The sequence below is a fragment of the Virgibacillus sp. GM2-2 genome (genome assembly GCF_055329585.1).
Genome location: NZ_JBUZWC010000002.1, coordinates 201,507 through 227,918, shown reverse-complemented (window position 1 = coordinate 227,918; position 26,412 = coordinate 201,507). Strand labels below are relative to the sequence as shown.

29 protein-coding genes, 4 pseudogenes and 1 riboswitch are annotated in these 26,412 nt (G+C 35.7%); of the genes and pseudogenes, 14 read left to right on the top strand and 19 right to left on the bottom strand.

The features are described from left to right. Window positions 1-4 precede the first annotated feature (4 nt). Complete coding sequence (gene spoIIIAB, locus ACY9Z2_RS04905; RefSeq protein WP_463608491.1) at window positions 5-517, bottom strand: stage III sporulation protein SpoIIIAB; 513 nt, start codon at window positions 515-517, stop codon at window positions 5-7. Then, entirely contained in the window at window positions 505-1,440 is a 936-nt protein-coding gene (spoIIIAA, locus tag ACY9Z2_RS04900) for a stage III sporulation protein AA (RefSeq protein ID WP_463608490.1), read from the bottom strand. Before spoIIIAA ends, spoIIIAB begins: the two co-directional genes overlap by 13 nt. A 160-nt stretch (window positions 1,441-1,600) precedes the next feature. Here spoIIIAA and ACY9Z2_RS04895 point away from each other — a divergent pair, with 160 nt between their 5' ends. Continuing rightward, the gene (locus tag ACY9Z2_RS04895; RefSeq protein ID WP_463608489.1) at window positions 1,601-2,242 is read left to right on the top strand and encodes a hypothetical protein; all 642 of its coding nucleotides are present in this window, start codon (window positions 1,601-1,603) and stop codon (window positions 2,240-2,242) included. A 51-nt stretch (window positions 2,243-2,293) separates the two neighbouring features. On the opposite strand, the gene efp is transcribed toward ACY9Z2_RS04895, so the two are convergent. The 4 genes from efp to ACY9Z2_RS04875 all read right to left on the bottom strand — a co-directional run bounded on the left by efp (window position 2,294) and on the right by ACY9Z2_RS04875 (window position 5,014). Continuing rightward, window positions 2,294-2,851, bottom strand: coding sequence for an elongation factor P (gene efp / locus ACY9Z2_RS04890; RefSeq protein ID WP_463608488.1), 558 nt, complete (start codon window positions 2,849-2,851; stop codon window positions 2,294-2,296). 30 nt (window positions 2,852-2,881) lie between these two features. Next, the gene (locus tag ACY9Z2_RS04885) at window positions 2,882-3,943 is read right to left on the bottom strand and encodes a M24 family metallopeptidase (protein WP_463608487.1); all 1,062 of its coding nucleotides are present in this window, start codon (window positions 3,941-3,943) and stop codon (window positions 2,882-2,884) included. A gap of 15 nt (window positions 3,944-3,958) precedes the next feature. Further along, window positions 3,959-4,390 carry a type II 3-dehydroquinate dehydratase gene (gene aroQ, locus ACY9Z2_RS04880; protein WP_463608486.1) on the bottom strand — a complete coding sequence of 144 codons (432 nt, stop codon included), beginning with the start codon at window positions 4,388-4,390 and terminating at the stop codon, window positions 3,959-3,961. Between the two features lie 93 nt (window positions 4,391-4,483). Continuing rightward, complete coding sequence (locus ACY9Z2_RS04875) at window positions 4,484-5,014, bottom strand: YqhR family membrane protein (protein ID WP_463608485.1); 531 nt, start codon at window positions 5,012-5,014, stop codon at window positions 4,484-4,486. A gap of 235 nt (window positions 5,015-5,249) precedes the next feature. Between ACY9Z2_RS04875 and ACY9Z2_RS04870 the strand changes: the two genes are divergently transcribed. After that, window positions 5,250-5,630: an SA1362 family protein gene (locus ACY9Z2_RS04870; protein ID WP_463608484.1), complete on the top strand. Its 381-nt coding sequence runs from the start codon at window positions 5,250-5,252 to the stop codon at window positions 5,628-5,630. Between the two features lie 15 nt (window positions 5,631-5,645). Here the strand turns inward: ACY9Z2_RS04870 and ACY9Z2_RS04865 are convergent, their stop codons facing one another. From ACY9Z2_RS04865 to ACY9Z2_RS04835, 7 genes and pseudogenes are all read right to left on the bottom strand, one after another. Then, on the bottom strand, window positions 5,646-6,533 hold the full coding sequence (locus ACY9Z2_RS04865; protein ID WP_463608483.1) for a patatin-like phospholipase family protein: 888 nt from the start codon (window positions 6,531-6,533) through the stop codon (window positions 5,646-5,648). A gap of 76 nt (window positions 6,534-6,609) precedes the next feature. Continuing rightward, window positions 6,610-7,026 carry a transcriptional regulator MntR gene (gene mntR / locus ACY9Z2_RS04860; protein WP_463608482.1) on the bottom strand — a complete coding sequence of 139 codons (417 nt, stop codon included), beginning with the start codon at window positions 7,024-7,026 and terminating at the stop codon, window positions 6,610-6,612. Window positions 7,027-7,364: 338 nt separating this feature from the next. Next, a pseudogene (tnpA, locus tag ACY9Z2_RS04855) lies at window positions 7,365-7,823 on the bottom strand (IS200/IS605 family transposase). Between the two features lie 179 nt (window positions 7,824-8,002). Beyond that, a pseudogene (locus tag ACY9Z2_RS04850) lies at window positions 8,003-8,614 on the bottom strand (ribonucleotide reductase barrel domain-containing protein); the annotation flags it as partial. 71 nt (window positions 8,615-8,685) lie between these two features. Further along, window positions 8,686-9,510: an HNH endonuclease gene (locus tag ACY9Z2_RS04845; protein ID WP_463608481.1), complete on the bottom strand. Its 825-nt coding sequence runs from the start codon at window positions 9,508-9,510 to the stop codon at window positions 8,686-8,688. A 222-nt stretch (window positions 9,511-9,732) separates the two neighbouring features. Beyond that, a pseudogene (locus tag ACY9Z2_RS04840) lies at window positions 9,733-10,893 on the bottom strand (ribonucleotide reductase barrel domain-containing protein); the annotation flags it as partial. 318 nt (window positions 10,894-11,211) lie between these two features. Then, window positions 11,212-11,943 (bottom strand): annotated as a pseudogene (locus ACY9Z2_RS04835) (ribonucleotide reductase barrel domain-containing protein); the annotation flags it as partial. A 487-nt stretch (window positions 11,944-12,430) separates the two neighbouring features. Between ACY9Z2_RS04835 and ACY9Z2_RS04830 the strand changes: the two are divergent. Further along, on the top strand, window positions 12,431-12,754 hold the full coding sequence (locus tag ACY9Z2_RS04830; RefSeq protein ID WP_463608521.1) for a rhodanese-like domain-containing protein: 324 nt from the start codon (window positions 12,431-12,433) through the stop codon (window positions 12,752-12,754). A 41-nt stretch (window positions 12,755-12,795) separates the two neighbouring features. Here ACY9Z2_RS04830 and gcvPB read toward each other — a convergent pair whose 3' ends face one another. Genes gcvPB through gcvT form a run of 3 tightly spaced genes read right to left on the bottom strand, consistent with a single transcriptional unit; the run spans window position 12,796 to window position 16,714 of the window. Continuing rightward, window positions 12,796-14,253, bottom strand: coding sequence for an aminomethyl-transferring glycine dehydrogenase subunit GcvPB (gene gcvPB, locus ACY9Z2_RS04825; protein ID WP_463608480.1), 1,458 nt, complete (start codon window positions 14,251-14,253; stop codon window positions 12,796-12,798). Beyond that, the gene (gene gcvPA / locus ACY9Z2_RS04820) at window positions 14,246-15,595 is read right to left on the bottom strand and encodes an aminomethyl-transferring glycine dehydrogenase subunit GcvPA (protein WP_463608479.1); all 1,350 of its coding nucleotides are present in this window, start codon (window positions 15,593-15,595) and stop codon (window positions 14,246-14,248) included. Before gcvPA ends, gcvPB begins: the two co-directional genes overlap by 8 nt. A gap of 12 nt (window positions 15,596-15,607) precedes the next feature. Next, window positions 15,608-16,714 (bottom strand): glycine cleavage system aminomethyltransferase GcvT, encoded by a 1,107-nt coding sequence (gene gcvT / locus ACY9Z2_RS04815; RefSeq protein WP_463608478.1) that lies wholly within the window; start codon window positions 16,712-16,714, stop codon window positions 15,608-15,610. Between the two features lie 367 nt (window positions 16,715-17,081). Next, window positions 17,082-17,180, bottom strand: a riboswitch (glycine riboswitch). Window positions 17,181-17,771: 591 nt separating this feature from the next. Here gcvT and ACY9Z2_RS04810 point away from each other — a divergent pair. Together ACY9Z2_RS04810 and ACY9Z2_RS04805 are read left to right on the top strand one after the other, a co-directional pair. After that, complete coding sequence (locus ACY9Z2_RS04810; RefSeq protein ID WP_463608520.1) at window positions 17,772-19,430, top strand: DEAD/DEAH box helicase; 1,659 nt, start codon at window positions 17,772-17,774, stop codon at window positions 19,428-19,430. Further along, window positions 19,420-20,208 carry a YqhG family protein gene (locus ACY9Z2_RS04805; RefSeq protein WP_463608477.1) on the top strand — a complete coding sequence of 263 codons (789 nt, stop codon included), beginning with the start codon at window positions 19,420-19,422 and terminating at the stop codon, window positions 20,206-20,208. The genes ACY9Z2_RS04810 and ACY9Z2_RS04805 overlap by 11 nt, the downstream gene beginning before the upstream one ends. Before the next feature lie 43 nt (window positions 20,209-20,251). Here ACY9Z2_RS04805 and ACY9Z2_RS04800 read toward each other — a convergent pair whose 3' ends face one another. Together ACY9Z2_RS04800 and ACY9Z2_RS04795 are read right to left on the bottom strand one after the other, a co-directional pair. Continuing rightward, window positions 20,252-20,431, bottom strand: a complete 180-nt coding sequence (locus ACY9Z2_RS04800) for a YqzE family protein (RefSeq protein ID WP_463608476.1) — start codon at window positions 20,429-20,431, stop codon at window positions 20,252-20,254. A gap of 51 nt (window positions 20,432-20,482) precedes the next feature. Then, window positions 20,483-20,974, bottom strand: coding sequence for a shikimate kinase (locus ACY9Z2_RS04795; RefSeq protein WP_463608475.1), 492 nt, complete (start codon window positions 20,972-20,974; stop codon window positions 20,483-20,485). A gap of 104 nt (window positions 20,975-21,078) precedes the next feature. Between ACY9Z2_RS04795 and comGA the strand changes: the two genes are divergently transcribed. From comGA to ACY9Z2_RS04755, 8 genes are all read left to right on the top strand, one after another. Then, window positions 21,079-22,089: a competence type IV pilus ATPase ComGA gene (gene comGA / locus ACY9Z2_RS04790; protein ID WP_463608474.1), complete on the top strand. Its 1,011-nt coding sequence runs from the start codon at window positions 21,079-21,081 to the stop codon at window positions 22,087-22,089. Continuing rightward, window positions 22,052-23,107 (top strand): type II secretion system F family protein, encoded by a 1,056-nt coding sequence (locus ACY9Z2_RS04785; RefSeq protein ID WP_463608473.1) that lies wholly within the window; start codon window positions 22,052-22,054, stop codon window positions 23,105-23,107. The genes comGA and ACY9Z2_RS04785 overlap by 38 nt, the downstream gene beginning before the upstream one ends. Window positions 23,108-23,120: 13 nt before the next feature. Then, entirely contained in the window at window positions 23,121-23,435 is a 315-nt protein-coding gene (gene comGC, locus ACY9Z2_RS04780; RefSeq protein ID WP_463608472.1) for a competence type IV pilus major pilin ComGC, read from the top strand. Continuing rightward, window positions 23,419-23,859 (top strand): competence type IV pilus minor pilin ComGD, encoded by a 441-nt coding sequence (comGD, locus tag ACY9Z2_RS04775; protein WP_463608471.1) that lies wholly within the window; start codon window positions 23,419-23,421, stop codon window positions 23,857-23,859. The genes comGC and comGD overlap by 17 nt, the downstream gene beginning before the upstream one ends. Continuing rightward, the gene (locus ACY9Z2_RS04770) at window positions 23,846-24,187 is read left to right on the top strand and encodes a prepilin-type N-terminal cleavage/methylation domain-containing protein (RefSeq protein WP_463608470.1); all 342 of its coding nucleotides are present in this window, start codon (window positions 23,846-23,848) and stop codon (window positions 24,185-24,187) included. Before comGD ends, ACY9Z2_RS04770 begins: the two co-directional genes overlap by 14 nt. Before the next feature lie 37 nt (window positions 24,188-24,224). Continuing rightward, window positions 24,225-24,587: a competence type IV pilus minor pilin ComGF gene (locus ACY9Z2_RS04765; protein WP_463608469.1), complete on the top strand. Its 363-nt coding sequence runs from the start codon at window positions 24,225-24,227 to the stop codon at window positions 24,585-24,587. Further along, on the top strand, window positions 24,559-24,921 hold the full coding sequence (locus ACY9Z2_RS04760) for a hypothetical protein (protein WP_463608468.1): 363 nt from the start codon (window positions 24,559-24,561) through the stop codon (window positions 24,919-24,921). Before ACY9Z2_RS04765 ends, ACY9Z2_RS04760 begins: the two co-directional genes overlap by 29 nt. A 133-nt stretch (window positions 24,922-25,054) precedes the next feature. Then, the gene (locus ACY9Z2_RS04755) at window positions 25,055-25,297 is read left to right on the top strand and encodes a DUF2626 domain-containing protein (protein WP_463608467.1); all 243 of its coding nucleotides are present in this window, start codon (window positions 25,055-25,057) and stop codon (window positions 25,295-25,297) included. Window positions 25,298-25,365: 68 nt separating this feature from the next. Here the strand turns inward: ACY9Z2_RS04755 and ACY9Z2_RS04750 are convergent, their stop codons facing one another. Next, a complete protein-coding gene (locus ACY9Z2_RS04750; protein ID WP_463608466.1) occupies window positions 25,366-25,989 on the bottom strand; it encodes an MBL fold metallo-hydrolase in 624 nt (207 codons plus the stop codon). Between the two features lie 178 nt (window positions 25,990-26,167). Here ACY9Z2_RS04750 and ACY9Z2_RS04745 point away from each other — a divergent pair, with 178 nt between their 5' ends. Beyond that, the gene (locus ACY9Z2_RS04745) at window positions 26,168-26,332 is read left to right on the top strand and encodes a DUF2759 family protein (RefSeq protein ID WP_463608465.1); all 165 of its coding nucleotides are present in this window, start codon (window positions 26,168-26,170) and stop codon (window positions 26,330-26,332) included. The last annotated feature ends 80 nt before the right edge of the window (window positions 26,333-26,412 follow it).

Sequence of the window (26,412 nt, the reverse complement as noted above, 5' to 3'; positions counted from 1 at the left end):
GTTTCTAAATCAGTAGAAGGACAACAAATAATCCACAGAGAATACCTAAACTTTTAGCCATCTTACTGTACTTAAATTCATTATCACGTGCCTCTTCTAATTCTCGATCTAAATGATAAACAGCTAATTGAATATGTTTTTGTTGTTGAGTAAAATCGTGTTGTCCAAGTGTTCTACCAAACTGTTTCAATATTTCTTTTTCATTTTTACCAACCGCTGTCGATTGCCCTAAAACATCGACTTGTTTACTCCAAATGCTATATAAATCGGTCTTTTCTCTCGTTAGCTCTAACGATAGTTCTTGAAAAAAAGATCTAGTTGGATCTGGTAACTGTTTCGCAATACTTTCGAATGCCTCTGGAAGCGGGAGTTGGCTATACAAGATTTCAGCCTCTAAAATTTGTAGCGCATTTTTTAGCTGTCTGATAATCTTTGGACGTTCTCGAAATTTTGTGCTGATCTCAAAACCAATCCATGTTGTGGTACCAATAAGCAGAATTGCTCCTATCCACTCCATGCATCAAAACTCCTCTTTTTCGTTAGTATATTGATGCTGCTCTCGTCATAAATGGCTTTGACATATCCTGGCTGTCGGTGCTTTTCCAATAAAACAAATCGCTTAAAGACATTTTGCTCAAATAACGGCTTTAGTGATGGTCGTTTTTTTATTTCAGAAAGGGTTTGTCCATGAACAGAACAAATAACAACCACCCCTGCCAATATTGCTTCCATTAATGCTTGTACATCTTTACTGCTCCCAATTTCATCAACAATTAGTACGTCTGGTGACATCGAACGAATCATCATCATCATGCCTTCAGCCTTTGGACATGCATCCATAACATCTGTTCTTATTCCTACATTATGTTGAGGTATACCTTTAATAGAACCACCAATCTCTGAACGTTCATCGATCACTGCAACTTTTTTAGGGGATACATGTCCCCAACCAGAGCCAATCATTCGTACTATATCTCGAATTAGCGTTGTTTTTCCTGTTTGCGGGGGACCAATTAGCAATGTATTTTTATAATTTTTTCGGTATAAATAAGGAATTAATGGACTTGCTACGTTCATTTTTTGTTTTGCAATTCGTATATTAAAAAAGGTAATATGTTGAATTGCTTTTACTGTTCCTCCTAGTGTATTCACTTTTCCAGCCAGCCCAACTCGATGTCCACCTTCTATCGTTATATATCCCTCTCTTAGTTCATCTTCCATTCGATATAAAGAGAAATGACTTAGTTGATTTAGAATGAAAATACCATCTTTACCCTCAGGTATTACTTCGTAAATCCAATCAACCTTTGTGTCATAGATTAACTCAATTGGCTGATTTGACCGAAAACGAATTTCTTGTAGTTCACCCCAATGGTCTTTCACTTTCTTCTGGAGTGCGTGTTTAATTGAATCTGGAAATAATCGTAAAATTTCATTCATGTATGAATCACCTTACTATCGTTTATAGTATTTATATGTGGAGAATTGATAGATATGACAGTTGAAAGTAGAGAGTGATTTGTTGATTTATATTTCTCAGAATAGTATTATATGTTAAACTTTGATTATCAATATATTATTTAGGGGTCTAGGAGGTATTATGAAAACATTAAGAAATGTAATGATTCTGATTCTACTATCATTTGTAGTAGTGGGGTGTAGCCCTGATTCGGATTCAAACAAGTCAGAAGAGGCATCTGAACCTAAGTCTGAAGATTCAAATGAGACAAAGACAAAAGATTCCACAACTAATAGTTCAGAAAGCCCGTTACAAACAATTTTCAAGAAAAGTGTGGAAGTAAGAGATAAATGGATGAAATTACCAGAAGAATTCCAAACTAAAGTTGTGGTTCCGGAGTTAGAAACTATTCCATTTGTTATTGATCGTGTAGATGTATTCACGTTGGCTACAGGCGTTTTACCACCTGGGGTTAAAACAAATTTTGACATCATTTTGAAGTCAAAAACTAGTTTTCCTAGAGTGCACGTAACGGCATTTGATGTTGATGGCCAAAAACCTACATTTGGTAAGTATACGAGTACTGTTACACTAAATAATGATGTAAAAGGATACTTTACAAAAAACGAGCAAGAAAAAAGTATCAGTTGGTTAAACGAAGACAAGACGATACGTTACCTTGTTAGATATATGGAAGGTAAAAGCGAGGAAGTTACAATGAAGAAAGAAGAGTTAGTGAAAGCAGCTAATTCAATGATTGAACAAAATCGTCAAAATAAATAGTAGTAAATGAAAAAATAGCAGTCCGTGGACTGCTATTTTTTCAATAGTAATTTACGCTCTAGAAACATATTTTCCATCTGATGTATTGATTACTAGTACATCTCCGTTATTAATAAAAAATGGCACTTGCACAGTAATACCAGTCTCCAATGTAGCAGATTTTGTTCCACCACTCGCGGTATCACCTTTTATCCCAGGTTCAGTGTCTGTAACCTCAAGTTCCACGTTATTAGGTAAATCAACTCCAAGTATTTCTTCACCGTAAGTAATAACAGAAACTTCCATATTTTCTTTCATAAACTTCAATTCATACTCAATTTGTTTGGCTTGTAATTCAATTTGCTCGTACGTGTTTGTATCCATAAACGTATGCGCATCACCTGAAGCATAGAGATATTGCATTTTTTTGGTTTCAATATGTGCCTTCTCAACTTTTTCTCCACCACGGAACGTTTTTTCTTGGATATTCCCATTTCGCAAATTACGTAGTTTTGAACGAACGAAAGCAGCGCCCTTTCCTGGTTTTACGTGTTGAAAATCTAAAACCTGCCACAGGTCATTATCTACTTCAATTGTTAATCCTGTCTTAAAATCATTTACCGAAATCATTCATACTTCCTCCCTTTTCTGCAATGCTTCTTATAGGTGTATAAGCTCTTTTGTAGCATGTGTTAAACGCTCATGGCCATCTTCTGTAACGAGTACGTCGTCTTCAATACGACATCCGCCTACGTTTGGAATATAAATTCCAGGTTCCACAGTTACAACCATACCAGCTTCAAGTTTAGCTTCTGATTTAAATGATAATCCTGGACCTTCATGTACTTCTAATCCGATTCCATGTCCTGTAGAATGACCGAAGTATTCGCCATAACCCTTTTCGGTAATATAATCACGAGTTAGCGCATCGGCTTCGACTCCAGTAATTCCGGGTTTGATCCCTTCAACACCTTTTAATTGCGCTGTTAAAACCGTATCATATATTTTTTTCAATTCATCACTAATTTCACCTACCGCGAAAGTACGCGTGGTATCTGAGCAGTACCCTTTATAAAGAGCACCGTAATCTAATGTTACAAGTTCTCCAGATTGTATTTTTTTATCAGAGGCAACACCGTGTGGTAGTGCTGAACGATAACCAGAAGCGACAATTATATCAAAGCTTGATGAGGTCGCGCCTTGTTTACGCATGAAAAATTCTAATTCGTTCGAAACGTCAATTTCTTTCACACCTGGTTTTATAAAACCTTGGATATGTTCGAATGCGTCATCAGCAATTTTTGCTGCAGCCTTCAATATTTCAATTTCTTCGTTCGTTTTAACTAGGCGAAGTTTTTCAACAATACCGCTTACAGGAACTAGTTCTTGATCAATTGATTTCGTATAAAGTTCATACGTCGCATAAGTCATATGATCTTTTTCAAAGCCCACTCGCTTAACATTTAATTCTTTCAATTGATTACTAATTTCTTCTACAATCGCTTTTTTGTGTTCAACAACAGTAAATTCAGTAGCCTGTTCGTTTGCTTGCTCCGTATAACGAAAATCAGTAATGAAACCTGTTTCAGTTAAACTTACAATTGCAACACCTGCAGTTCCAGTAAAATTTGTTATGTATCTTCTGTTATAAGGACTTGTAATAATGATAGCGTCTAAATCATTTGAAGATAGTGCAGCTCGTAATTTTTCTATTTTTTCCATTTCTCCCATTCCTTTCTATTTCTGTTCAATGAATGCCATTGCGGCTAGTTTATAACCAGTTAAACCTAAGCCTACTATTTGCCCGTAACATACAGGTGCCAAAAACGAATGATGGCGAAATTCCTCACGGTTGTGTACATTTGATATATGTACTTCGATTACAGGGGTACTGATGGCTTTTATTGCATCGCGTAAAGCAATGCTGGTATGTGTGTATGCAGCCGGGTTAAATACAACCCCATCAAATTTACCATTTGCATAGTGAAGCTTATCAACTAACGCCCCTTCATGGTTTGATTGAAAACATTCAACTTCGAAACCATTTTCTTTGCCAAGTTTCGTTAGTGTAGATTCCACATCTGCTAGAGAAAAGTCACCGTAAATGTCATTTTCCCGTTTACCTAGTAGATTTAGATTGGGTCCATTTAATAATAATATTCGTTTCATGCGGTCTATACCCCTTAAAATCATAATCATTCACCTGTTTAGTTTATCATAAACGATGACAATTTTATAACGATAAAGAAAAAAACAGCTGCATTATGCGCGCTGTTGTTCTCTTTCTTTCTTATGGATTTGCTTTCCTCGAATCACGCTGTCATGGTAATCGTATGAAATAGAGTATCCAATAAATGTTCCATATAAGATATACAGACATAATGAAGAGATAATTGTATTTAAACTAAGTTCGTTCAATGGCGGGATATTAGGAAAAATCGGTTGTAGTAAATAGAATACAATTCCCCATAACACAATACCAAATAGAGAACCGATCCACAAAGAACGCATTTTTTTCAAGAGAACGTAATATATTATTGCAACAACAATGGAAATTACTCCTATTATTACAATGGAAATTAAGTCCCCTAACCATTCATGCACCCAACTGGTATCTAACCAAGAGCGCAAAATATAAGAAGTTGGTCCAACTTCTGAGAAATTAAAATAATACATGACGAGACCTACCGTACCTGCAATTAACCCACCAATGAATCCAGTTAATACAGACCTTGCAAACACTGAATATGATTTCTCTTGTTTATTTTGTTCCAAATTTTGCTCTTTCTTCATTAACAACCACCTCTACCATTTAGTATGACCAATATTAGATAATTAATAATGTAAAATTTTAATGATACTTGCTAGTGATTATCTGTATTTTCTAGTAAAATGAATAACAAGAAAAAATATGTGATTTGAATATTTTTAGCTAGATAGGAAATAATCTATGATAGTTAGACAATAGAAAGTGTTATTGAGGTAATGAAAGACCATTTGCCCGTTCATATGAAAGGAGGACACACAAATGTTTCGTAATAAATTTTCTATTTTTCTTTATGCGATTCTAGGTCTTGCTGGTATCGGTTTACTAACCCAACTATTTACCAACACCGTTGATTTTCTTACTAATATAATGGTGATGATTGGAGTTGGTCTTGCGATTTTTGCAGTAATCTATGTTTTCTTTTTCAGAAAAAGGGCTTCTTCAAACGAAATGAAAAAGTACAAAAGCGCAGTAAAACAGTCGAAGTCAAAATATGCAGCAAAAAATTATAGTGGTGTAACTGGTAGTAATACCAAGAAAAAACAATCGATGCAAATGAAGAAAAGAATGACGAAACGTGCACCCCATTTACGTGTGATTGATGGAAATAAGCATAAACGAAATAAACGAGCTACCTTTTAGGTGCTCGTTTTTCATTTACGGCCAATTTTTTAAAAAAGATCTTGCATGAACCTCTCCAAGTTTAATAAGATTCTTTTTTTCGGATTCCTCAATCTGAAAATTTGTTGTCTCTACTTTTTTTATTGGAATAAATATTGTATTTTTTTTATGAGATGTCAGTACATAACGCGTATCATGAGCTTGTTTCATCGTTGTAAATAATGCGTGCGACATCTCCATCACATTTTTTATTTTTTTTGGGTCGGTATGTTCTACGTCTTCACTCAACTTCACACCTAGCACCGGTCTCACATTTTGCTTATCAGGGCGATCAAATATCCACAACGGATAATTACTTAAAAGCCCGCCATCTACGAGTAAACTTTTTTTTCCTGTTTTACCTGTTATTTTTTCTGGCATAAAAAAATATGGGTATCCAGCACTCATTCTAATCGCTTTTGCAACTAAAAATCGATCTGGATCGATACCATATACACGATCAAGATCATCGGGAATGACGATTAATTTTCCTAAAGAGAGATCACTTACAACAACCTTTAAGTTTTCTGGTTTTATATCCCGAAACGTATATATTTCTTTACGAGCAAGTTGATGATATATCCACCTTTCTAGCCGTTCTCCCTTATATATACCCATTTTGTAATACAATAATAGCCACTTACTCAATGGTATAACTTTACTAATTGGTGGAGGATCTAATAATTCTTTTAAATCAATACTATTTACTATTTTTTCTATGTCGTTAACTGAATAGTTAGCAGCTAATAAACCGGCAAGAATAGCACCTGCTGATGCTCCTGCGACACGCTCAATCTCAAGATTATTTTCTTTCATGCTGTGCAATACACCAATAAACGCAAAAGCCTTGACGCCACCACCTGAAAACACAACATCTATTTTCATTGTCTCTCTCCCCGCATGGTGTCTTTTTACATATGTAAGCACCTTTTAAGGAGATTAGAACAGTGGACAACTAATTTTATTTATTATCTAATACCATTTTTCTTAGATCTTTGATTCGAGTTTTATCTGCATTGAAATATTGTACTAATTCGCCAATTCGATCGATTGAATTCCAACTCAAATGATGTTCAATACCTTCAACATCTTCGTATATTTTATCTTCATCTACACCAATAATCTCTAGGAATTGTTCCAGTAATTCGTGGCGAAAAACGAGACGTTCTCCAATTTTCTTACCTTTTGTTGTTAAAATAAATCCACGGTACTTTTCATAATTTACATAATCATCTTTGTCCAGTTTTTGAATCATTTTAGTAACAGATGATGGATGTACTGCAAGTTGTTCTGCAATGTCTGAGACCCTTGCATAGCCTTTGGATTCCATTAATTTATATATTTGTTCTATGTAATCTTCCATACTAGGTGTAGGCAATAGTATCCCTCATTTCAGTGAATAAATTTTTAGTCAATGCAAAAATGTTTCTAATAAAAGCATACAGGAACAATACTGGATAAACAAGAAAGAATGTCAGTAAGAATACTTGGCTTATCACCAAGCACTAATTGCGGAGGCTTTAGTTGCCCTTAGACTGATATTCTTAAAGCTTATACTTTCCTATCAGTGCATAATCAAAACCACCAGTGTGAACTGGTGGTTTGCTCTGCGGCTGAAAGCCTCTATTACCGACCTCGGCCTAAAAGGCCCACTGAATGGTTTTTCCTTTTGCACCACACTCACTCGCTGATTCTAAAAGAATCTCTTATTTCTTTTTATTTTTCTTCCCCGTGAAAGGGGTCGTATTCTTCAAATAATGTTAACTGATCGCTCATATAGTCTTCTCTGAGCTGATTTCGTATATATTCTTGAATTTGATTTTTATTTCTTCCCACTGTATCTACAAAGAAGCCTCGACACCAGAATTTGCGGTTGCCATATCTATTCTTTAAATTGGCGTGTCGATCAAAAATCATTAAACTACTTTTTCCTTTTAAATATCCCATGAATTGAGACACACTCAACTTGGGTGGTATACTGACTAACATATTAATGTGGTCTTTGCATGCATTTGCTTCATGTATGTCAACATTTTTTCTTTCGCAAAGTTCCCTTATTATTTCTCCTATACTTTTTTATTTTCCATATATTATTTGCCTTCTATATTTCGGTGCAAAAACAAGATGATACTTACATCTCCACTGTGTATGTGCTAAACTATTCTTGTCCTTCATTGGACACGCCTCCTTCTATGGCGAGATTTGGTGGTCGGGAAACCAATCTTATCTTACCATGAAGAGAGGCTTTTTTTGACCCCACGCTAGAAGCTCAATGGAACCCCTGGCATAGCCGGGGGTTTTCAAAAACCATAAAAAAAGAACTGACCATATACTGGTCAATTCTTCTTCCATTTTTATAAACCACATTTTAGTTGGGCGCCACAATTTGTACATGTGTTGCATCCACCCATATCTTCTACACTACCTTTACGGCAAACTGGGCAGGTGTCACCAACTTCAGATCCAATGGTTACATTTGTTTTTTCCAATTCATGAACGGTATCAACTAATACTACTTTTGGTTTTGTAGCAGTAGCGGTCGATACGTCTTCTGATTGATCGTCAAACGAATTTTCTTCAGCTTTTAATGTTAATACCTGTGAATCACGGCTTCCGTCAACGTAAACCGTTCCACCTTTAGCACCACCGTTATATAGTCTACGATATACATTTTCAACTTGATCAACGGTATAACCTCTTGGTGCATTTACAGTCTTCGAAATTGAACTATCCACCCAACGCTGAATAACACATTGTGTATCAGCATGTGCCTCTGGTGATAATTCCATCGCCGTAATAAACCATTTTGGCAGATTATCAGGATCTTGATCAGGATTATTCTCTAAATATTTTTGAACTATATCAGCTTTTACTTCGATAAACTTACCAAGTCGACCACTTCTATAATAAGTGAATGAGAAGTATGGTTCTAACCCGGTAGAAACGCCAACCATTGTACCAGTGCTCATTTTTGTTACTCTCTATTTAAGATAGAGGGTGGGATTATCAGTACCCACTCCTCATGTCGCCATGAGGATCAGACTATATCATCAACCATGTTTCGATGTCTATTTCGGTGACAGGGATGTTCGCATAAACTTATTAAATTCGAAAGGTTGTTAGCACTTTCCCAATCACCTTTAAATTGTCTAAAAGGAATAATATGATGGACAGATAATTCATGTCCATATTCCTTTTCAGTTAAACCGCAGTCCTGACAGGTAAAATTATCTCTTATTCTGGCCTTTTTTCTCTGAGTTCTCCAGTTAGGACCATAATAATCAATATCCCCACCCTGCCAGGCTTTATTATTTTTTCCCGAAAATGCACCGGACTTTGCATAGAACTCTGCCATGCAATTACTATCACAAAAATTCCAATTCTTAATAATTGAGGGCTTTCGCTCAAGTTTACTTGTGCAATTAGTGCAATTTACTATAATTCTTCTTCTATATTGCACTTTACCCCTTGCCCCATTTGCTTTTCCCACACATGATTTTGAACAATACTTTGCAGTGTTTTGTCGAGATAAAATAACGTTGAACTCTCGATTACATATAAGACAAGTTTTTGTAACTTGTTTAACCAAATGTTGGTTTATCATCTTACCATTTTCTCTTAGATAGACACGCCTACATTCTTGATTACAAAAATTTTTCTCACTTATTGTTGAAGCCTTTCTTACGACTTCTGAACCACAACTAGTACATTGAACAGTTATTTTTTTGCTCAAATGCTGGAAAGCAATTGGATTTTTTGATTGATATTCCCCTTTGCATTTACGCGAACAATACTTTTTTCTATCAAAATGACTGGGTTTAACCTTAATAATAACTTTACAATTTAGACATTCTTTTTGCAAAATGTCACCTCGTTTACATATTAAATACTAAGGTGCATTCTCATGGTTGCTCGGCGTGTAGTCGTTGAGGGGTCAGCCACGACTTCCCTGCGGATTGTCTCCACCTTCCAGTTATTACTCGTTTATGCGCTGGCAAGGCGCGAGTACGAAAGGATACTGAGAGTTTCCCGCATATAGCCAAGTTTACGCTACAACTTCACAGTTGTAGGGGGCAACTAGTTTACCCGTTGGTGCAACAGTTAACAGATGTGAATTACGAATACCATATTTCAAAATATCTTCTCTAATATCTTCAGGCATTTCTTTCATATATCCAGTATTGATAAATGCTTTTCTGAGTGATCGTGTTTCCGTCTCCGATTCACCGACTAAGAATGGAAAGCTTCCCTTCTCTTTCGCCAATTCAATCGATGTACGGTAAGCAGTTGTTGCAATCGTTTCGAAAATTTGATCCACTAATTTATTTCCATCAACCGAACCATATTCCGTTTCGCAGTAAATTAACAGGTCATGCAAGCCCATTACGCCAAGTCCAACACGACGTTCTCCAAGCGCTTGCTTCTTATTTTCTTCTAAGAAATAAGGTGTCGCGTCGATAACGTTGTCTTGCATTCTTACACCAGTTTGAACGGTTTGTTTCAACTTCTCAAAGTTAATAGATTTTGTCTCTCGATGAGCCATTTCTGCTAAGTTAACTGCAGCTAAATTGCAAACGGAGTATGGTGCGAGAGGTTGTTCCCCACACGGGTTTGTCGCAACTACCTGATCTCCATATGCTTTAGCGTTTGTTTTGTCATTCGCATTGTCGATAAAAAAGATACCAGGCTCTGCCGAATACGTTGCACAAATATTAATTAAATTCCATAATTCGCGAGCTTTAATACGACGGTATACGCGAACACCATACCCCATTTCTTCCCATTTGCGAACGTCCCCTACATTGTGCCAGTTCTCGTTGTATTCTTTCATTTCTTCTTTAGTGTAGTTTTCAACATCCGGAAAACGTAGCTCATACATTCCATCGTTCTCAATAGCTTCCATCAATTCTTTCGTTAAACAAATAGAAATGTTTGCACCAGTTAGGAATTCTGAATTGTTTACTGCGTATGTTCCACCAGTGCTTAACTTTTCTTGTGCTTCTCGAATTGCAGCTTTAGTAAATCCGCCTGTGCCAGGAATGTTTTGATAGTTAATGATTCCTTGATATAAATCTTTTTCCGTTTCAGTCAACGGTGTAAATTTAAGCTTTTCTTTTGCTAATTGTCTAATTTGTTCATCCTCAGTGTTCTCAATTAGATATCGAAGGATTCTAGGGTTTTGCATTTTAGAAATAATAAATTCAATAATATCAGGGTGAGAATCAACTAGCATGATCATTTGTGCCAATTTGTTTCACTGATTCGTTACATCAGTTCTCTAAGTCACCTTAGAGTTCAGACCATATCTTACACTCTTCCTGAGTGTCCTCGCACTTCGAAATCACTTGATTTCTACTCTACTCACTTCCGCCTAAATTGACGTGTTTTCGATGGTCGTTGAACCTTCTCCTGTACGGAGCTTGGCTGCTGATTGTCTTTAACCACTTATTGTTTTTGAGCATTCACGCTTACCGTTTCCGGTTACGTTGTAGCCAATAAGTCATAAAAGAGTTTCCAGCAATTCACGAGGTTCGTTTATAGACGAGGCACTTTAAAACTATTTACCACGTCTTGATCCACCTTGTTCTACCAGATGCGTTAGTTTCGCAATATCGTCTAACCATGAAACAGATCCAGATGACTTACCATTAACACCTTTTGCTAAGGTATTACGTGGGCGGAGCGTTGATCCGTTTGTTCCAACACCACCACCGCGAGACATGATTTCCATCACTTGTTTTCGATGATCGGAAATGCCTTCACGAGAGTCTTTAATGTACGGCATAACGTAACAGTTAAAATAGGTAACATCTGTTCCTGCTCCCGCACCATAAAGAACTCGTCCGGCAGGAATAAAGTTTAAGTTTGCTAACTCTTTATTAAATTTAACAAACCATTCCTGTTGTTTTTCTTCTGTCTGTTCTACACTTGATAATCCAGTTGCATTACGCATAGCGATTTGTTCATAATAAATTTCAAGTGGTTTATCAATGACATCTAGTGAGCGTTGTACTATTCCGGTTGCCGCTTCTGTTTCATCATCTAGTACAGAAACAAATTCCTTATCAACTTCAATGTCCGCTACCTTATCCTGCCGATTAATCGACTTTACAAAACCTAATCCACGAGCAGGAAACTTAGGATCAGCTTTAACTGTTAGTACAACAAAATCCCCTTCTTTTAACGTCTTTTTCTCCGTGTCTTTAAAAGCGTATCGATCAAGCATCACTAACCTTGACACACCTTTGTGCGTTAGTTTCATGTCTCCTGTAATCGGATGTACCTCTGGAAACATCTTTATATCTTCGTTTAATTGTGTAACATTAATCGTCTTGCTTTCTTCAACAGCAATCGACAACGGTATCACTCCCTTATTTAGTTTATGTATTATCTAATTCCCACTCTATCATAATTCAGTCCTAAATAACAATATATAGTTAATCATTTTATAAAAAATACTATATATTGTGCTTAGAACGAAAGATAAGTAAAATGTCAATTCTCAAAAACCTACGAAAAACAGGTAAAATTGACGAAAATAAAAGATATTGCCAAAAGAAAAATCAATTACAACTTATTTTGGTGGTTGCAAAATTAAAATATGACAGAATCCTTACCCAATCTATTTTTTGTTAAATGTACTGTAGAAAAGCTTTGAAAAATACTTCTATCAGCAATATAATAGAAAAAGGAGCATAGAGAAAATAATTGGGGGACAAAAAATGGATTTACAGATAATATTATTAGTAGCAATAACTGTGGCAATCATTGTTTTTGCTGTAATGCGATACCTAAATCAACGCAAGTATTTAAAAACACTTACAGAGGAACAATTTAGAGAAGGATACAGAAAAGCACAGTTGATCGACGTAAGAGAACCTCAAGAATTTCAAAAAGGACATATCTTAGGTGCCCGAAATATACCAGTCACACAGATGAAGCATCGTCTTGTTGAAATAAGAAAAGATAAACCAGTTTATTTATACTGCCAAAGCGGTTCGAGATCTGCACGTGCAGCACATATGCTAAATAAAAAAGGCTATCAAGACTTAAACCAACTTAAGGGTGGCTTTAAACGTTGGACAGGTAAAGTGAAAGCAAAATAATAATGGAAAGAGCTGAAACATTTTGTTTCAGCTCTTTGTTTTTACTTATAATATCTTAAAATAGGTTTTCTTGCTGCTGTTGTCTCATCCATACGCTTTACAATTGTTGTATGTGGTGCTTCTTGTACTTTCTCCGGATCATTTTTTGCTTCATCAGAGATACTTATCATCGTGTCGATAAAACCGTCTAACGTTTCTTTTGATTCTGTTTCAGTTGGTTCTACCATCAATGCTTCTTCTACATTTAGTGGGAAGTAGATTGTTGGCGGATGATAACCATAGTCTAGGAGTCTTTTCGCCATATCTAACGTACGAACACCTAATTTTTTCTGTCTTTTCCCTGATAAAACAAACTCATGCTTACAATGCTGCGGATATGGAAGATCAAATTCTTTCTCCAGTTTACGCATCATATAGTTAGCATTTAGTACAGCATATTCACTTACCTTCTTCAAACCTTCTCCACCCATTGTACGAATATACGTATAGGCACGAAGGTTAATTCCGAAGTTACCATAATATGGCTTCACTCGTCCGATTGAATTTGGACGATCGTATTCAAACTTATATCCTTCTTCATCTTTTACAAGAAGTGGTTTAGGTAAATATGGCTCAAGCTCTTTTGAAACACCAACTGGACCAGATCCAGGACCACCGCCACCATGCGGTCCAGTAAACGTTTTGTGTAAGTTTAGATGTACAACATCAAATCCCATATCACCTGGACGAGTATAGCCCATAATTGCATTTAAGTTGGCTCCATCATAATATAGTTTCCCGCCAGCTTCATGAACAATTTTTGCCATTTCTAGAATTTCAGTCTCAAATAATCCTAATGTATTTGGGTTCGTAAGCATTAACGCGGCTGTATCCTTTCCAACCACTCGCTTTAAATCCTCTAAATCAACTAAACCTTTTTCATTCGATTTTACCGTTACCGCTTCAAACCCTGCAACAGTTGCTGATGCTGGATTTGTACCATGGGCAGAGTCTGGAACGATTACTTTCGTACGTTCTGTATCACCGTTTGCTTCATGATATGCACGAATCATCATCAATCCTGTCCATTCACCATGCGCTCCAGCAGCCGGCTGCAAAGATACTTCATGCATACCAGTAATCTCTCTTAACGAAGTTTGTAAATCGTACAGCATCTCCAATGCACCTTGAACAGTTTTTGGATCCTGATAAGGATGAATATGACTGAATCCATCTAATCTAGCAACATCTTCATTGATTTTTGGATTGTATTTCATTGTGCACGAACCAAGTGGATAAAACCCTGAATCTACACCATAATTTCGTCTGGATAGACCCGTATAATGGCGCATAATTTCAAGCTCACTAACCTCCGGTAAATCCGGAGCTTCTGCACGAACATAAACATCGTCTACTCCTTCATTAATGTCTAATTCAGGGACATCTAAATCTGGTAAACTATAGCTAGTTCTTCCTTCTTTACTCCGTTCAAAAATAATTGGAAAATTTTCTTTAGCCATGAATATCCCCCAGTTCCTTAACAAAAGCATCAATCTCTGCTTTTGTACGTATTTCTGTTACTGCAACCAACATGTGTCCCTTTAATTCAGGGTAGGTTTGCTCTAAATCATATCCACCTACAATTCCTTTTTTCAATAACTGTTCATTAACTTCCACTATAGAACGATCCAGTTTCACAACAAGTTCATTGAAAAATGGTCCTTCTGTAATTACTGAAATCCCAGCATCTTGTAATTGTTGCTTTGCGTACTGTGCTTTTTGCATATTTAATTTCGCCATTTTTTTAATTCCATGTTTACCAATTGAGCTCATTGCTACCGAACTAGCTAGTGCATTCAACGCTTGGTTTGAGCATATGTTTGACGTTGCTTTATCACGTCTTATATGTTGTTCTCTTGCTTGTAGAGTTAATACAAAACCGCGAACACCGTCTTCATCCGTAGTTTGGCCAACTAATCGACCTGGTACCTTTCGCATTAGTTTGTCTGTAGTTGCAAAATAACCACAATGAGGTCCACCAAATTGGGCAGGGATACCAAATACTTGTGAATCACCTACAACAATATCAGCTCCAAATTCACCCGGAGGCGTCAAATACCCTAACGCAAGCGGGTTACTTGACGTAATAAACATTGTTTTCTTTTGCTGACTGATTAAATCGTTTATCTGTTGTAAAGGTTCGATTTGTCCGAAAAAGTTAGGATATTGAACAACAACACTTGCTGTATCGTCATCCAACTCTTTCGCTAACTGTTCTAGGTCAGTCATGCCATTTTTATGATCAATTTCAATTATTTCTAAGTTTGGACCCTTTGCGTAAGAATGAATAACTGCTCTTGATTCAGGATGAACAGCTTTTGAAACGAGCACTTTTTTCTTCCTAGTTGTTGCAGCACTTAAATTAACCGCTTCAGCAAGCGCTGTTCCACCATCATACATCGATGAATTGGCAACTGGCATACCAGTTAATTCAGAAATCATCGTTTGAAATTCAAAAATCGCTTGCAATTCACCTTGTGATATTTCTGGTTGATACGGGGTGTACGCAGTATAAAATTCGGAACGTGAAATGACATGGTCTACAACCGATGGAATATAGTGATCATAAACTCCTGCACCTAAGAAGGAAGCATATTCCTTCAAATTTACGTTTTTATTTGCCATTGCTGTTAATTCTTTCTTCAACTCTACCTCGCTAGTAGGAACTTTTAAATCAAGTTCACGATTGAATCGAATCTCTTTCGGTATATCTGAAAATAATTCTTCTGTTGACTCAACACCGATAGTTGACAGCATTTCTTTCTTATCTGCTTCAGTCATTGGTAAATAACGAAATTCCACTTGAATCCCTCCCTATTTCTCACGCTTATAAAAAGGTGTTTTAACTACTTTAGCCTTTAATCGACGTTTACGAACTTGCACAACTACTTCTGTACCTTCTTTTGCAAATTCGCTTTTTATGAGTACCAAACCAACATTTTTATTTAATGTCGGTGATTGTGTACCGGAAGTAACAAATCCAGCTTCCTCTTCCCCTACAAAAACCTCATACCCGTGGCGAGGTATACCTTTATCAATCATTTCAATGCCGACAAGCTTACGAGAAGCACCATTTTCAACTTGTTCCTTCAGTACACTTTTCCCGTTGAAATCAGCTTCTTTATTTACTTTCACAGCAAATCCAAGACCAGCCTCTATTGGAGTGATATCCTTTGAAAGTTCTTGTCCGTATAGTGCTAGGTTTGCTTCAAATCGCAGGGTGTCACGAGCTCCAAGCCCGATTGGTTCAAGACCATCTTCTTTACCAGTTTCTAGAATTAGCTTCCATAAATCAACACCGCTAGCAGCATCGATGTAAATTTCAAAACCATCTTCGCCTGTATAGCCAGTTCTAGAAACAATTGCACCAGCATCTATCCCGTTAAAATGTACAGGATTCTCAAACCGGAAAAATTTTATCTCACTTAGATCTGTTTCCGTGACGCGCTGTAAAATAGCTTCTGCTTTTGGCCCTTGTAATGCTAACTGAACATATTCACTTGAAACATTTGAAAGGTTAACCCCTTCATTATTTTGCTCCTTCAACCATTCGAAATCTTTTTCTGTATTCGCAGCATTTACAACTAGCAAATAATGGTTCTCTTCTAACATGTAAACGATTAAATCATCTACAGTTCCACCATTTTCATAACACATAATCGTATACTGTGCTTTTTTTGGTGTTAATTTCGAAACATCATTTGTTAATACTCGCTGTAGAAAATCAAGGCTCTTTTCTCCTTGCACAACAATTTCTCCCATGTGAGAAACATCAAATAAACCTGCTTTCGTACGTGTTACTTCATGTTCATGCTTGATTCCAGAAAATTGTACTGGTAAATCCCATCCACCAAAATCAACTGTTTTCGCACCAGATTCCGCATATACAGGAAAAAGTGGTGTTTGTTTAAGTTCAGCCATTTGATTCACTCCTTTTTTAAGCATAAAAAAATAGAGATTTCACTGATACCAGGAAATCTCTGTCCTTCAACCAGAAAGTTTCACATCCCACGTAAAAGATGCTTGCTTCGTTGGTGGTTTACTTTAGATATTTGTTCAAAAAGGAGGATAAAAAGGACCGAGAAGTTCGAGATAGCGTAGCTTTGAGTAGCGGAACGTATGATATTGATACGTGAGCAACGCAAAAGCAAGCTAACGAGCTTCCACAGGATGTGGTGACTTCTACGTTGTCCACAGACGTGGGCGGTTTTAGTAGAAGGTCCCCTTCGATGTGTCTTTTTTACCCGGACTTTTTGAATGTCCTCTAAGTAAACACTCTCCAGAGCTGCGTCCTACAAGGGTCTTTTTGCCTGAGAGATTCACTGAATGTTTGCTCCTTCGGCGTTACGAGTATGTTTCCTACTGTAAGCTCTCCCCTTGTATTCATTCGCTTTATGAAAAAAGTAAAATTTGGTTATACTATGTACCATTACTAGCGAAAAATCTATTTATTTTGTTTCATTATAGCACACAATTACGTCGAATAAATACAAAATTTTTCACTATTTTTTTATAAAAGCTATTTTCAAAATTAATTGTAGGTTTTTCACATAATCGGTAGACTGCGAACTAAGCAGGGGCTAGTTACTGTTTGGTATCGGACTGAGTATGCCTTATTTACCTTTTTAACCTTTATTTTGAGGATTAACGGACACACGATGCCTTATTCAGCTAAAAAACATGATTTTCACCTGTTTTTATTCAAATAAGAAATCCTGAGTCCGATAACAACCGCATTTACCCTTATTTTACCCAAATAAGGGATCGTGTGTCCGCTAGATGACATCCTCCATGCAATCTTTCAAATACGGTCGAAAATGTTACTTCACTAGCCTTGCCGCCCGGGGAAGTCAACGTTGCTGTTAAACTTAAATTTTCAATAGTCCGCAGTTTACTTCAAATGCGGCATAACTAGAAGATTCACGAAAAGGATTTTTTTAAAACTACTCTTTAAATAAAGGAAGATAACTATATGAACATGAACTCTATACATATTGAAAAAGACTCATTATTTATGAAAAATTTGGATCAAACTTTTACGCAGAACGGACCATTCTCGACATGGGAATTGTTCCAAATGGCTTATCAAGCCGAATTAACTTCCATGACTCCGACCTTTAATGAATTACGTGCATTAGAGTATGTTCCGCACGTCGATTTTTTACCACATCAGCTAGATTGTGCAAAACAAGTTATTGAACAAATGAACGGTAGAGCAATTCTGGCCGATGAAGTTGGACTTGGTAAAACCATTGAAGCGGGACTAATTTTAAAGGAATACATGGTACGAGGTTTAATCCAAAAAGTATTAATCCTTGTACCTGCATCATTGGTTAATCAGTGGGTTCAAGAACTGAACGAAAAGTTTTATATTCCAGCAGTCTCATTTCGAAAAAGCTATGCTTGGGATCAATGTGATGTTATCGTTTCTTCTATCGATACAGCAAAACGGGAACCCCATTGTAAAGAAATAACGGATATAAATTTTGACTTTATCTTAATTGATGAGGCACATAAATTGAAAAACCATAAGACGCAAAATTATGCCTTTGTGCGTTCATTAAAGAAAAAGTATTGCCTTCTATTAACTGCGACACCAGTTCAAAATAAACTTGCTGATATATTTAATTTAGTTTCTATATTAAAGCCTGGTTACTTAGGAAACTATGAAGAATTTTTACAACGCTATGGTACAGATCGAAAAAAAATAAAACAGGATGGCTATCTAAAACAACTCGTTCAAAAGGTCATGGTTCGTAACACACGATCGAATACAGAGCTTAATACGGTTAAACGACATATCGAAACGGTCTGGGTTCCTTTTTCAGAGGCTGAAAGATCCGTCTATGATCAGTTACAGGAGATGTCGGCTGATTTACCTGGATTCACAAAAATAACATTACAACGAGAACTATGTTCCTCAAGGGAAGCATGCTATTTATCAATGAAAAAAATGCAGGAAAAAACAAATGGTTCGACTGGTTTTGATACCATTCTTCCCCAGATTGAGCAATTACCTAGCCATAGCAAGGCTGAAAAGTTAGTTGAATTAGTCAAAAAGCTAGATGGCGAAAAAGTAATTATATTTACGGAATATCGTTCGACGCAGCTTTTTTTACAGTGGACTTTACAGCAAAACGGTATAACATCAGTACCTTTTAGAGGTGGATTTAAACGAGGGAAAAAAGACTGGATGAAACAATTATTTCAAAATCATGCACAAGTTTTAATTGCTACAGAGGCAGGTGGAGAAGGTATTAATCTACAATTTTGTCATCACCTGATCAATTATGATTTACCATGGAACCCAATGCGTTTAGAACAACGAATTGGACGGATCCATCGTTATGGACAAGAAAATGATGTGTACATTTACAATTTAGCAATAAGAGACACTGTTGAGGAACATATTATGACGTTGTTATACGAAAAAATTAATTTATTTGAACGTGTTGTAGGAAATTTAGACGCCATTCTTGCTGAGTTAAACATTAAGGATATGGAAAGTGAAATCCAAACAATCTTTGCTGAATCATCATCAGCTGGCGAAACAAGAATCAAGCTTAATAACCTTACATCGGTTATTGAGAGTACCACAGACTATCCAGAACAGGAGGAACAAAGCTTTGGCAATTGAGAATTTAGATACATTCTTAAAAAATTATTTCGTTGCACATCAATGCCAAATTGAGAAAAACAGTGATGGCATTTTACAGGTTAAACTTACAGAAGAGATAGATAAGGCATTAATGAATCGACCGTTTTATTGGCATTATATGAACAAAATGGGTAGACAAGGGGAAACGTCTACCCTAACGCTCATTACAAATCCGGATAAACGCGAGGAAAAAGGTGATTGGATTCACTTTGGTAGCCCTCGTCTACAACAAATATTAAAAAACCTTGTGAACAACGAAAAGTATACAAAGCTTTTCCAATCAACTCAAAACGATGCAAAAACTGCATTGTATCCGTGGCTAGTCGTTAATGTAAAAATTAGTTATCAAGGAAAGCAAAACAAGGACGAAATTTTTTCACTTGGGCTACATTTAATTAAAGGTATTATGTACAAAGATATGATGGATCTCCTGCAAAACATTACACTGAAACCAACAATCGATGATTATTGTTATACTATCGCACCGATTATTAAAATGGAAAGCGGTTTTCTCCGCATCGAGAATGTTTTAGACGACTATATTAACAACCAAACACATGAATGGGCAGATGAATCATTACAAACACTAGAAGAAGAAATTGCCTTGGTAAAGCATTTTTATACAAGTAGCGAAGATGATGAAAAAAATGGCGATCAAATGAACAAAGAAATTGAGGATATCAGACAACGTTATTTTCCTAAGGTAACATATAATGTCATTAATGGAGGTATATTTTATTTGTCGGATGAATTCTAAAAAAAGAAAGCGAATTAGTAGCGGTAAAAATTATACCAGCTTACTAATTCGCTTTCTTCCATAACATTTTCATTGCCATCGGTAACATTCCTAGCCACCGATTGGATAGTGCATCTTTTGATTCTTTATGTTTTTTACGTCTTTCTTTTTTCTCATCGGTCGACAAATCTAAATAGGCAATAATTTGACCAGTAATATATTTGATATAATCATTCCCACTCATTTAATCACCTCTTACAATTAGTATGACATGTTTGTAGTCTTCTTATTCAGATTAAATTTTTTCACAAATGTTATTGGCCACTGTAACAGCAGAATTATTATCTGTATTTATTATTACATCGGCACTAGCTTGATAAAGCCCACTACGCTTCTGAAAAAGATTCATCTTCTTTTGTATATCTTGATTCCACAAAGGTCTTTTTTTGTCATACCGAAGTCTGTTTTCAATAGTACTAAATGAAGTTTTTAAATAAATAATTACTCCCGTTTGACGCATCCAATCAACATTATTTTGATCTTCTACAATCCCGCCCCCTGTAGAGATTACAAAGTTTTCAGGTTGAACTTCACGCAAAACCGCAGATTCATATTGACGAAAAGCCCTTTCTCCCTCCGTTTTAAATATTTGCGAAATAGTTTTTTTCTGCTCCTTTTCTACTTGCGTGTCTAAGTCACGAAATCGGACTTGTAAAAGCTCACTCAGATGAGCCCCAACAGTACTTTTTCCACTACCCATAAAACCGATTAAATAAATGGTTTTCACTTTTTACAACCCACCTTAAAAATTTTTTCTTAAAAAAGAAGGAATTTGCCAAACGTTGTCGAATATATACGGTGTTGCGAAATAAATAAGGAGGTGATACTTCGTTGAACACCGCAGCAAACCTCTCAAAAAAATTACTTCTTGCCTCTTTTCAGTCTTCCGCTTCTGATATTCATTTTTATCCTTACCCTAACCATACAGATATTTATTTTCGTATTAATGGCAAACGCGTTTTTCACAAAACAATTTATGCAACGCATTATCAACTACTTCTAACGTATTACAAGTTTACCTCTGGAATGGATATAGGTGAAATTCGAAAGCCGCAAAATGGAGTCATTTCGTTTAGTAACAACAATCAACACTATGCACTCAGATTATCTACCCTTCCCGTAAACAACATGGAAAGCCTCGCAATTAGAATTTTACCACAAGAAGAAATCCATACCTTGGAAAACCTCTTTCTATTTCCAAATCAATTAAAAAAAATACGTGAATGGATCAAACATCGGTCGGGAATTATTTTATTTACCGGTCCAACTGGGAGTGGCAAGACGACTACTTTATACGCTTTGCTCCAGACAATACTTGAAGAAGAATCCTATCAAACCATTACCTTGGAAGATCCAGTCGAAAAAGAAATTTCGAACATTTTACAAGTACAAGTCAATGAAAAGGCCGGAATTACTTATCAGGCAGGTTTGAAAGCAGCACTGCGTCACGACCCTGATATTATTATGGTCGGAGAAATTCGTGATAAAGAAACTGCCAAATTTGCCTTTGAAGCCTCCTTAACTGGACACCTTGTTTTAAGTACATTACATGCCAAAAATGCAGTTGGAACAATCCACCGGTTATTAGAGATGGGATTAAAACGAGCCGACTTACAACAATCCCTTATTGCAGTGGCTGCATTACAGCTTTTACCTATCCAGTTGAAAAACACCAGTTTAAGAAGAGCAGCGATTTTAGAACTATTAGATGGTAACATACTTAATCAGGCTGTAATGGGCGACTTTGTAAACAATGTTGATTCATTTCAGTCATTTGAGAAATTACGAAAGAAGGCATATTTGTATGGATTCCTATCACAAGAGATTTATGAAACCTTCTAGAAAACACCATTTAGATAAAAATACGCAACTACTTTTTCTATCAAGATTGTTACGGTTTCTTAAAAATGGATACACTCTACTGGAAGCATTGGAGGTTATGAAATGGGATAAACAGATGGTGAATACATCAGAAGTAATCATAAGTGAACTTAAAAGTGGTAAAAAACTTGATGAAGCTTTTGTCGAGGCTTCGTTTAACCCAGTCATTACCTCGTATTTGTACTTTGTGAGGATAAATGGTGACATAACCACAAGTATTGAAAAGTGTATCGAGATGTATCGCCAGCGGATTGAATTTACAACTAAATTTCAACAAACTGTTCGTTATCCACTCATATTACTTGCGATATTTACCATTTTGCTATATTTCATTAAGCATTTAATTCTTCCATCTTTTGAAACCCTCTTTGCCTCAACAGCTACTACATCATCAACAGTTACCGTCTCTTTACTAACAATTAACATATTTAGCACACTAATATGGATCAGTGTTTTCATAACTATCTTACTTTTGGTTTTATGGAAAATTGTGAGAAGTAGATTTCCAATCAAAACACAACTTAAAATTTATCAAAAAATACCTATTTACCGCAGCTATAAGCGAATTCAAACATCCTTCCTATTCGCTACGCATTTTAGCTCCCTTTTAAAAACCGGAATCTCGATTAAAGATATTCTCTCTATTTTGTCTAATCAAACTCAATTACCCATTCTTGCATTTTATTCCAAACAGATGATAAATGAACTGAATAGTGGAAGACATATCAGTTATTTACTGTCCCAAACCTATTTGATGGAAAAGCAACTAGCAACAATTTTTCAGAAGAATGCTGACATCTATGCACTTGAAAAAGACTTAAAAGTGTATGCTGTGATAATTACAGAAGAAATTAACCAAAAAATAACAAAAGTCATCACGTACATTCAACCCGTATTTTTTGGACTGCTAGCTATATTTATCATTTTAGTCTACACCACATTAATGTGGCCGATGTTTCAATTAATTAAAACTATATGAAGGAGGAAATATAATGTTTAAAAATCAGCACGGGTTTACACTGATCGAAATGTTAATCGTTCTGATGATCATTTCTGTATTAATCATATTAATTGTTCCGAACTTAAGCGAAAAAAGTAAAGAGGTAAATCAAAAGGGATGTGATGCGCTCGTCACTGTTGTGCAATCACAGGTCGATGCTTATACGCTAGAAAAAGGTAGCTCACCTACTACACTGGATGTACTAGTTTCAGACGATTATATAACTACAGGACAAAAAACATGTCCAAATGGAAAAGCATTGGTATACACAAATACGGATGGTAAAGTAAGTGCGCCTACAGAATAAAGATCAAGGATTTACAATGATTGAAGTTATCCTGGTGTTAAGTGTAATCTCTGTTTTATTATTACTCAGTCCACCAATTAAACCTTTTCTTATTACTAGTCAGTCAGAAAAGCAGTTTTTAACTCGCTTCGAGAACGATTTATTATATATGCAAAGCATTTCATACCAAACCAATGATTATATCGGAATGGACATTCTGAACAATACGTATACGATTAAAAATGGACTTTCCAATAAAATAATACTCCAGCGTAAACTACCCGATGGCTGGAAGTTTGACAAGCTTACCCTACAAGGATTGATTTCTTTCAATCGAAACGGTGCAATTAGGGAATCAGGTACAATTCACCTCTACACGAAAAAATCATCCTACAAGATAGTTTTTCCTTTAGGGAAAGGAAGGTGTTACATTGAAAAAAGGTAATGGATTTTCATTAATTGAAGTACTCATTGCTTTTTCAATTGTCACCATGCTGATTATTACCGTTTTTCCAATCTCTATACAGTTGAAAAAAGAACAACAAAAATTGGACGATCGGTTAGCTATTATCACCTATTTATATGAAGAGCTCCAGCAACATATATGGAGTTCTCAAGGTGATATATCAAACACTTACACGAAACAGTTAAATCAAATACCCCTTCAATTTGATTACAGTGTTACAAGTAATAAACTCGTCAAAGGATGTGTTGAATGGACCAATGTTAAAAAGCAAAAAGAAAAAACTTGTTTATTCGGATACACTCGTTAATCAGAAAGGTTACACCCTTTTGTCTATGCTTCTAGCCATGTCAATTCTTTTTATTACGCTTCCATTTCTTGAATATATTACGAAGTCACTTAACATTACGACAAACTATACCGATTTATCCTTTTATCAATTTTTCCACTTTGTACGTGATGACCTTATACGCTCAACAGATTTTTCAATAAACGGTCAAGTGATTACTATGGAGGCGGTTGATAAAACAACGGTTTCATATGAAAAATATCAATCGCTTATTCGTCGCCAAGTCGATGGAACCGGTCATGAAGTTTTATTGAGAAATATTCAGGACATATTATTTGAAGAAATATCTTATGGAGTAAAAATAACAATTACCACGTTAGATGGGGATATTTATGAAAAGAAATTTACCTTTTATCAATGAAGAAAAAGGAATTATTCTTCCTTTCGTACTTCTTATATCAGCGCTTTTATTCTTGTTTGTAAGTACAAGTATAGCTATTTATAATAATGAAATAATAATTGCCAAAAACGAAATTACCCAAATTAAGATTGATACGCTGTTTCAAATTAGCCGAGAAAAGTTTAGAGAGAGCGTTCCTTCTCTTATTCATAAACAAGGTGTTGTTCGTTATAATCTTCCAGACGGTAATGTAGAAATAAACTATGTATTACTTCCTCAAGATGTTTACCAATTAACATTTACTATTAGCGCAGAAAACAAAAAACATGTAATCACCAATCAGATGAAAAAATAACCCTAAGTGAATAACTATTCTATTGAGAGGTACACTAATATGGATCTCTTTCGTTTTTCGATAAGAATTATTTACAATATATAGCTTGTCGTTTATAATGACTATGATAAGGATATTTAAAGGAGGGGAAAACATGGACCGAATGTTTCGTGTTCTTGCCTTTTGGACAGGGATTTTCACTGTAATGTTTGTTGTTGGAGATATGAACAAAACAGCACTCTTATTCTTAGTTCAAACGGTATTTTTCCTTACAGTAAGTTACTTGAAATTATCTGAGCGCATGTATATGTACTTATTTGGAGCTTATTGTACAGTATTTATGATTGGTTTTACATGGTATTCAAACTTTATACTTGTACCTGGATTCGGGCACTAATTAAAAAACCCTGCTTACATACTTCTGCGCAGGGTTTTTTAATTTGGTTCAAACCTTTCAAAAAATATTTATTGCGTTACAAATGGGTTGAACTTCTTTTCATTGCCAATTGTCGTTTCTGGACCATGTCCTGGATAAATAATCATATCATCGTCAAGCAAATATAATTTATTTCTGATACTATCCTTCAGTTGATCCATACTCCCACCAGGTAAATCCGTTCTACCAACTCCCTGATTAAATAGTACATCTCCCCCAATGGTGATTTTGTCATTCTTAAAAACAAAACAAACACTTCCAGGAGAATGCCCAGGTGTATGTATCACATCAAATAAGAATGTTTTAATCTGTACTGATCCTTCGGTTAAATCATGTTCAGCAATATCAGTAGAAATTGGATTACCAATAAATGAATTTGAACCATTTTTACTTGGATCTCGAAGCCAGTCGCGCTCGTTTCCATGTAAATATACATCTATTTTATATGTGTTCCTGATTTCATCTACTGCCCCAATATGATCAAAATGTGCATGGGTAAGTAAAATAGCACTTGGTCGATAATCGTTATGATTGAAAAACTCAATAATTTTATCTGCATCTCCGCCTGGATCAATAATAAGAGCGTCTTTATCTTCCAGCAAAAGATAACAATTTGTTCCTAGTGGTCCAAGTGACATCCTTTTTATTTCCATTACAATTATCCTTTCTTTTTCAATTTTGTTTTGGACATAAATAAGCTGAATAATCCTCGACAAAATTGTTAAATTACTATAAAATAAATAGAAGTTAGTGTTTAGTTACATAATAATACATGCGCAATTCTAATAGCAATTTTAAAAACTTACGTAAAAAATCAGGAGGTATAATAATATGGTTTTAGGAATATTATTATTTTTTGTAGCGATACTTAGTGTCGTTTCCACTGTAAGACAAATGAAAGATAGAAACTTATTTGGTCTAGGATTTTCTGTTGTATCTGTATTGACTTTTGGTTTCTTCTCAGTCATGACGATCATCCATGAAATAAGTGCATAATGCGAGAAAGCTAACCAATAATAATGGTTAGCTTTTTTTAATAACAGCATGCTCTTAAAAGCACTCAATTAGATTAACCA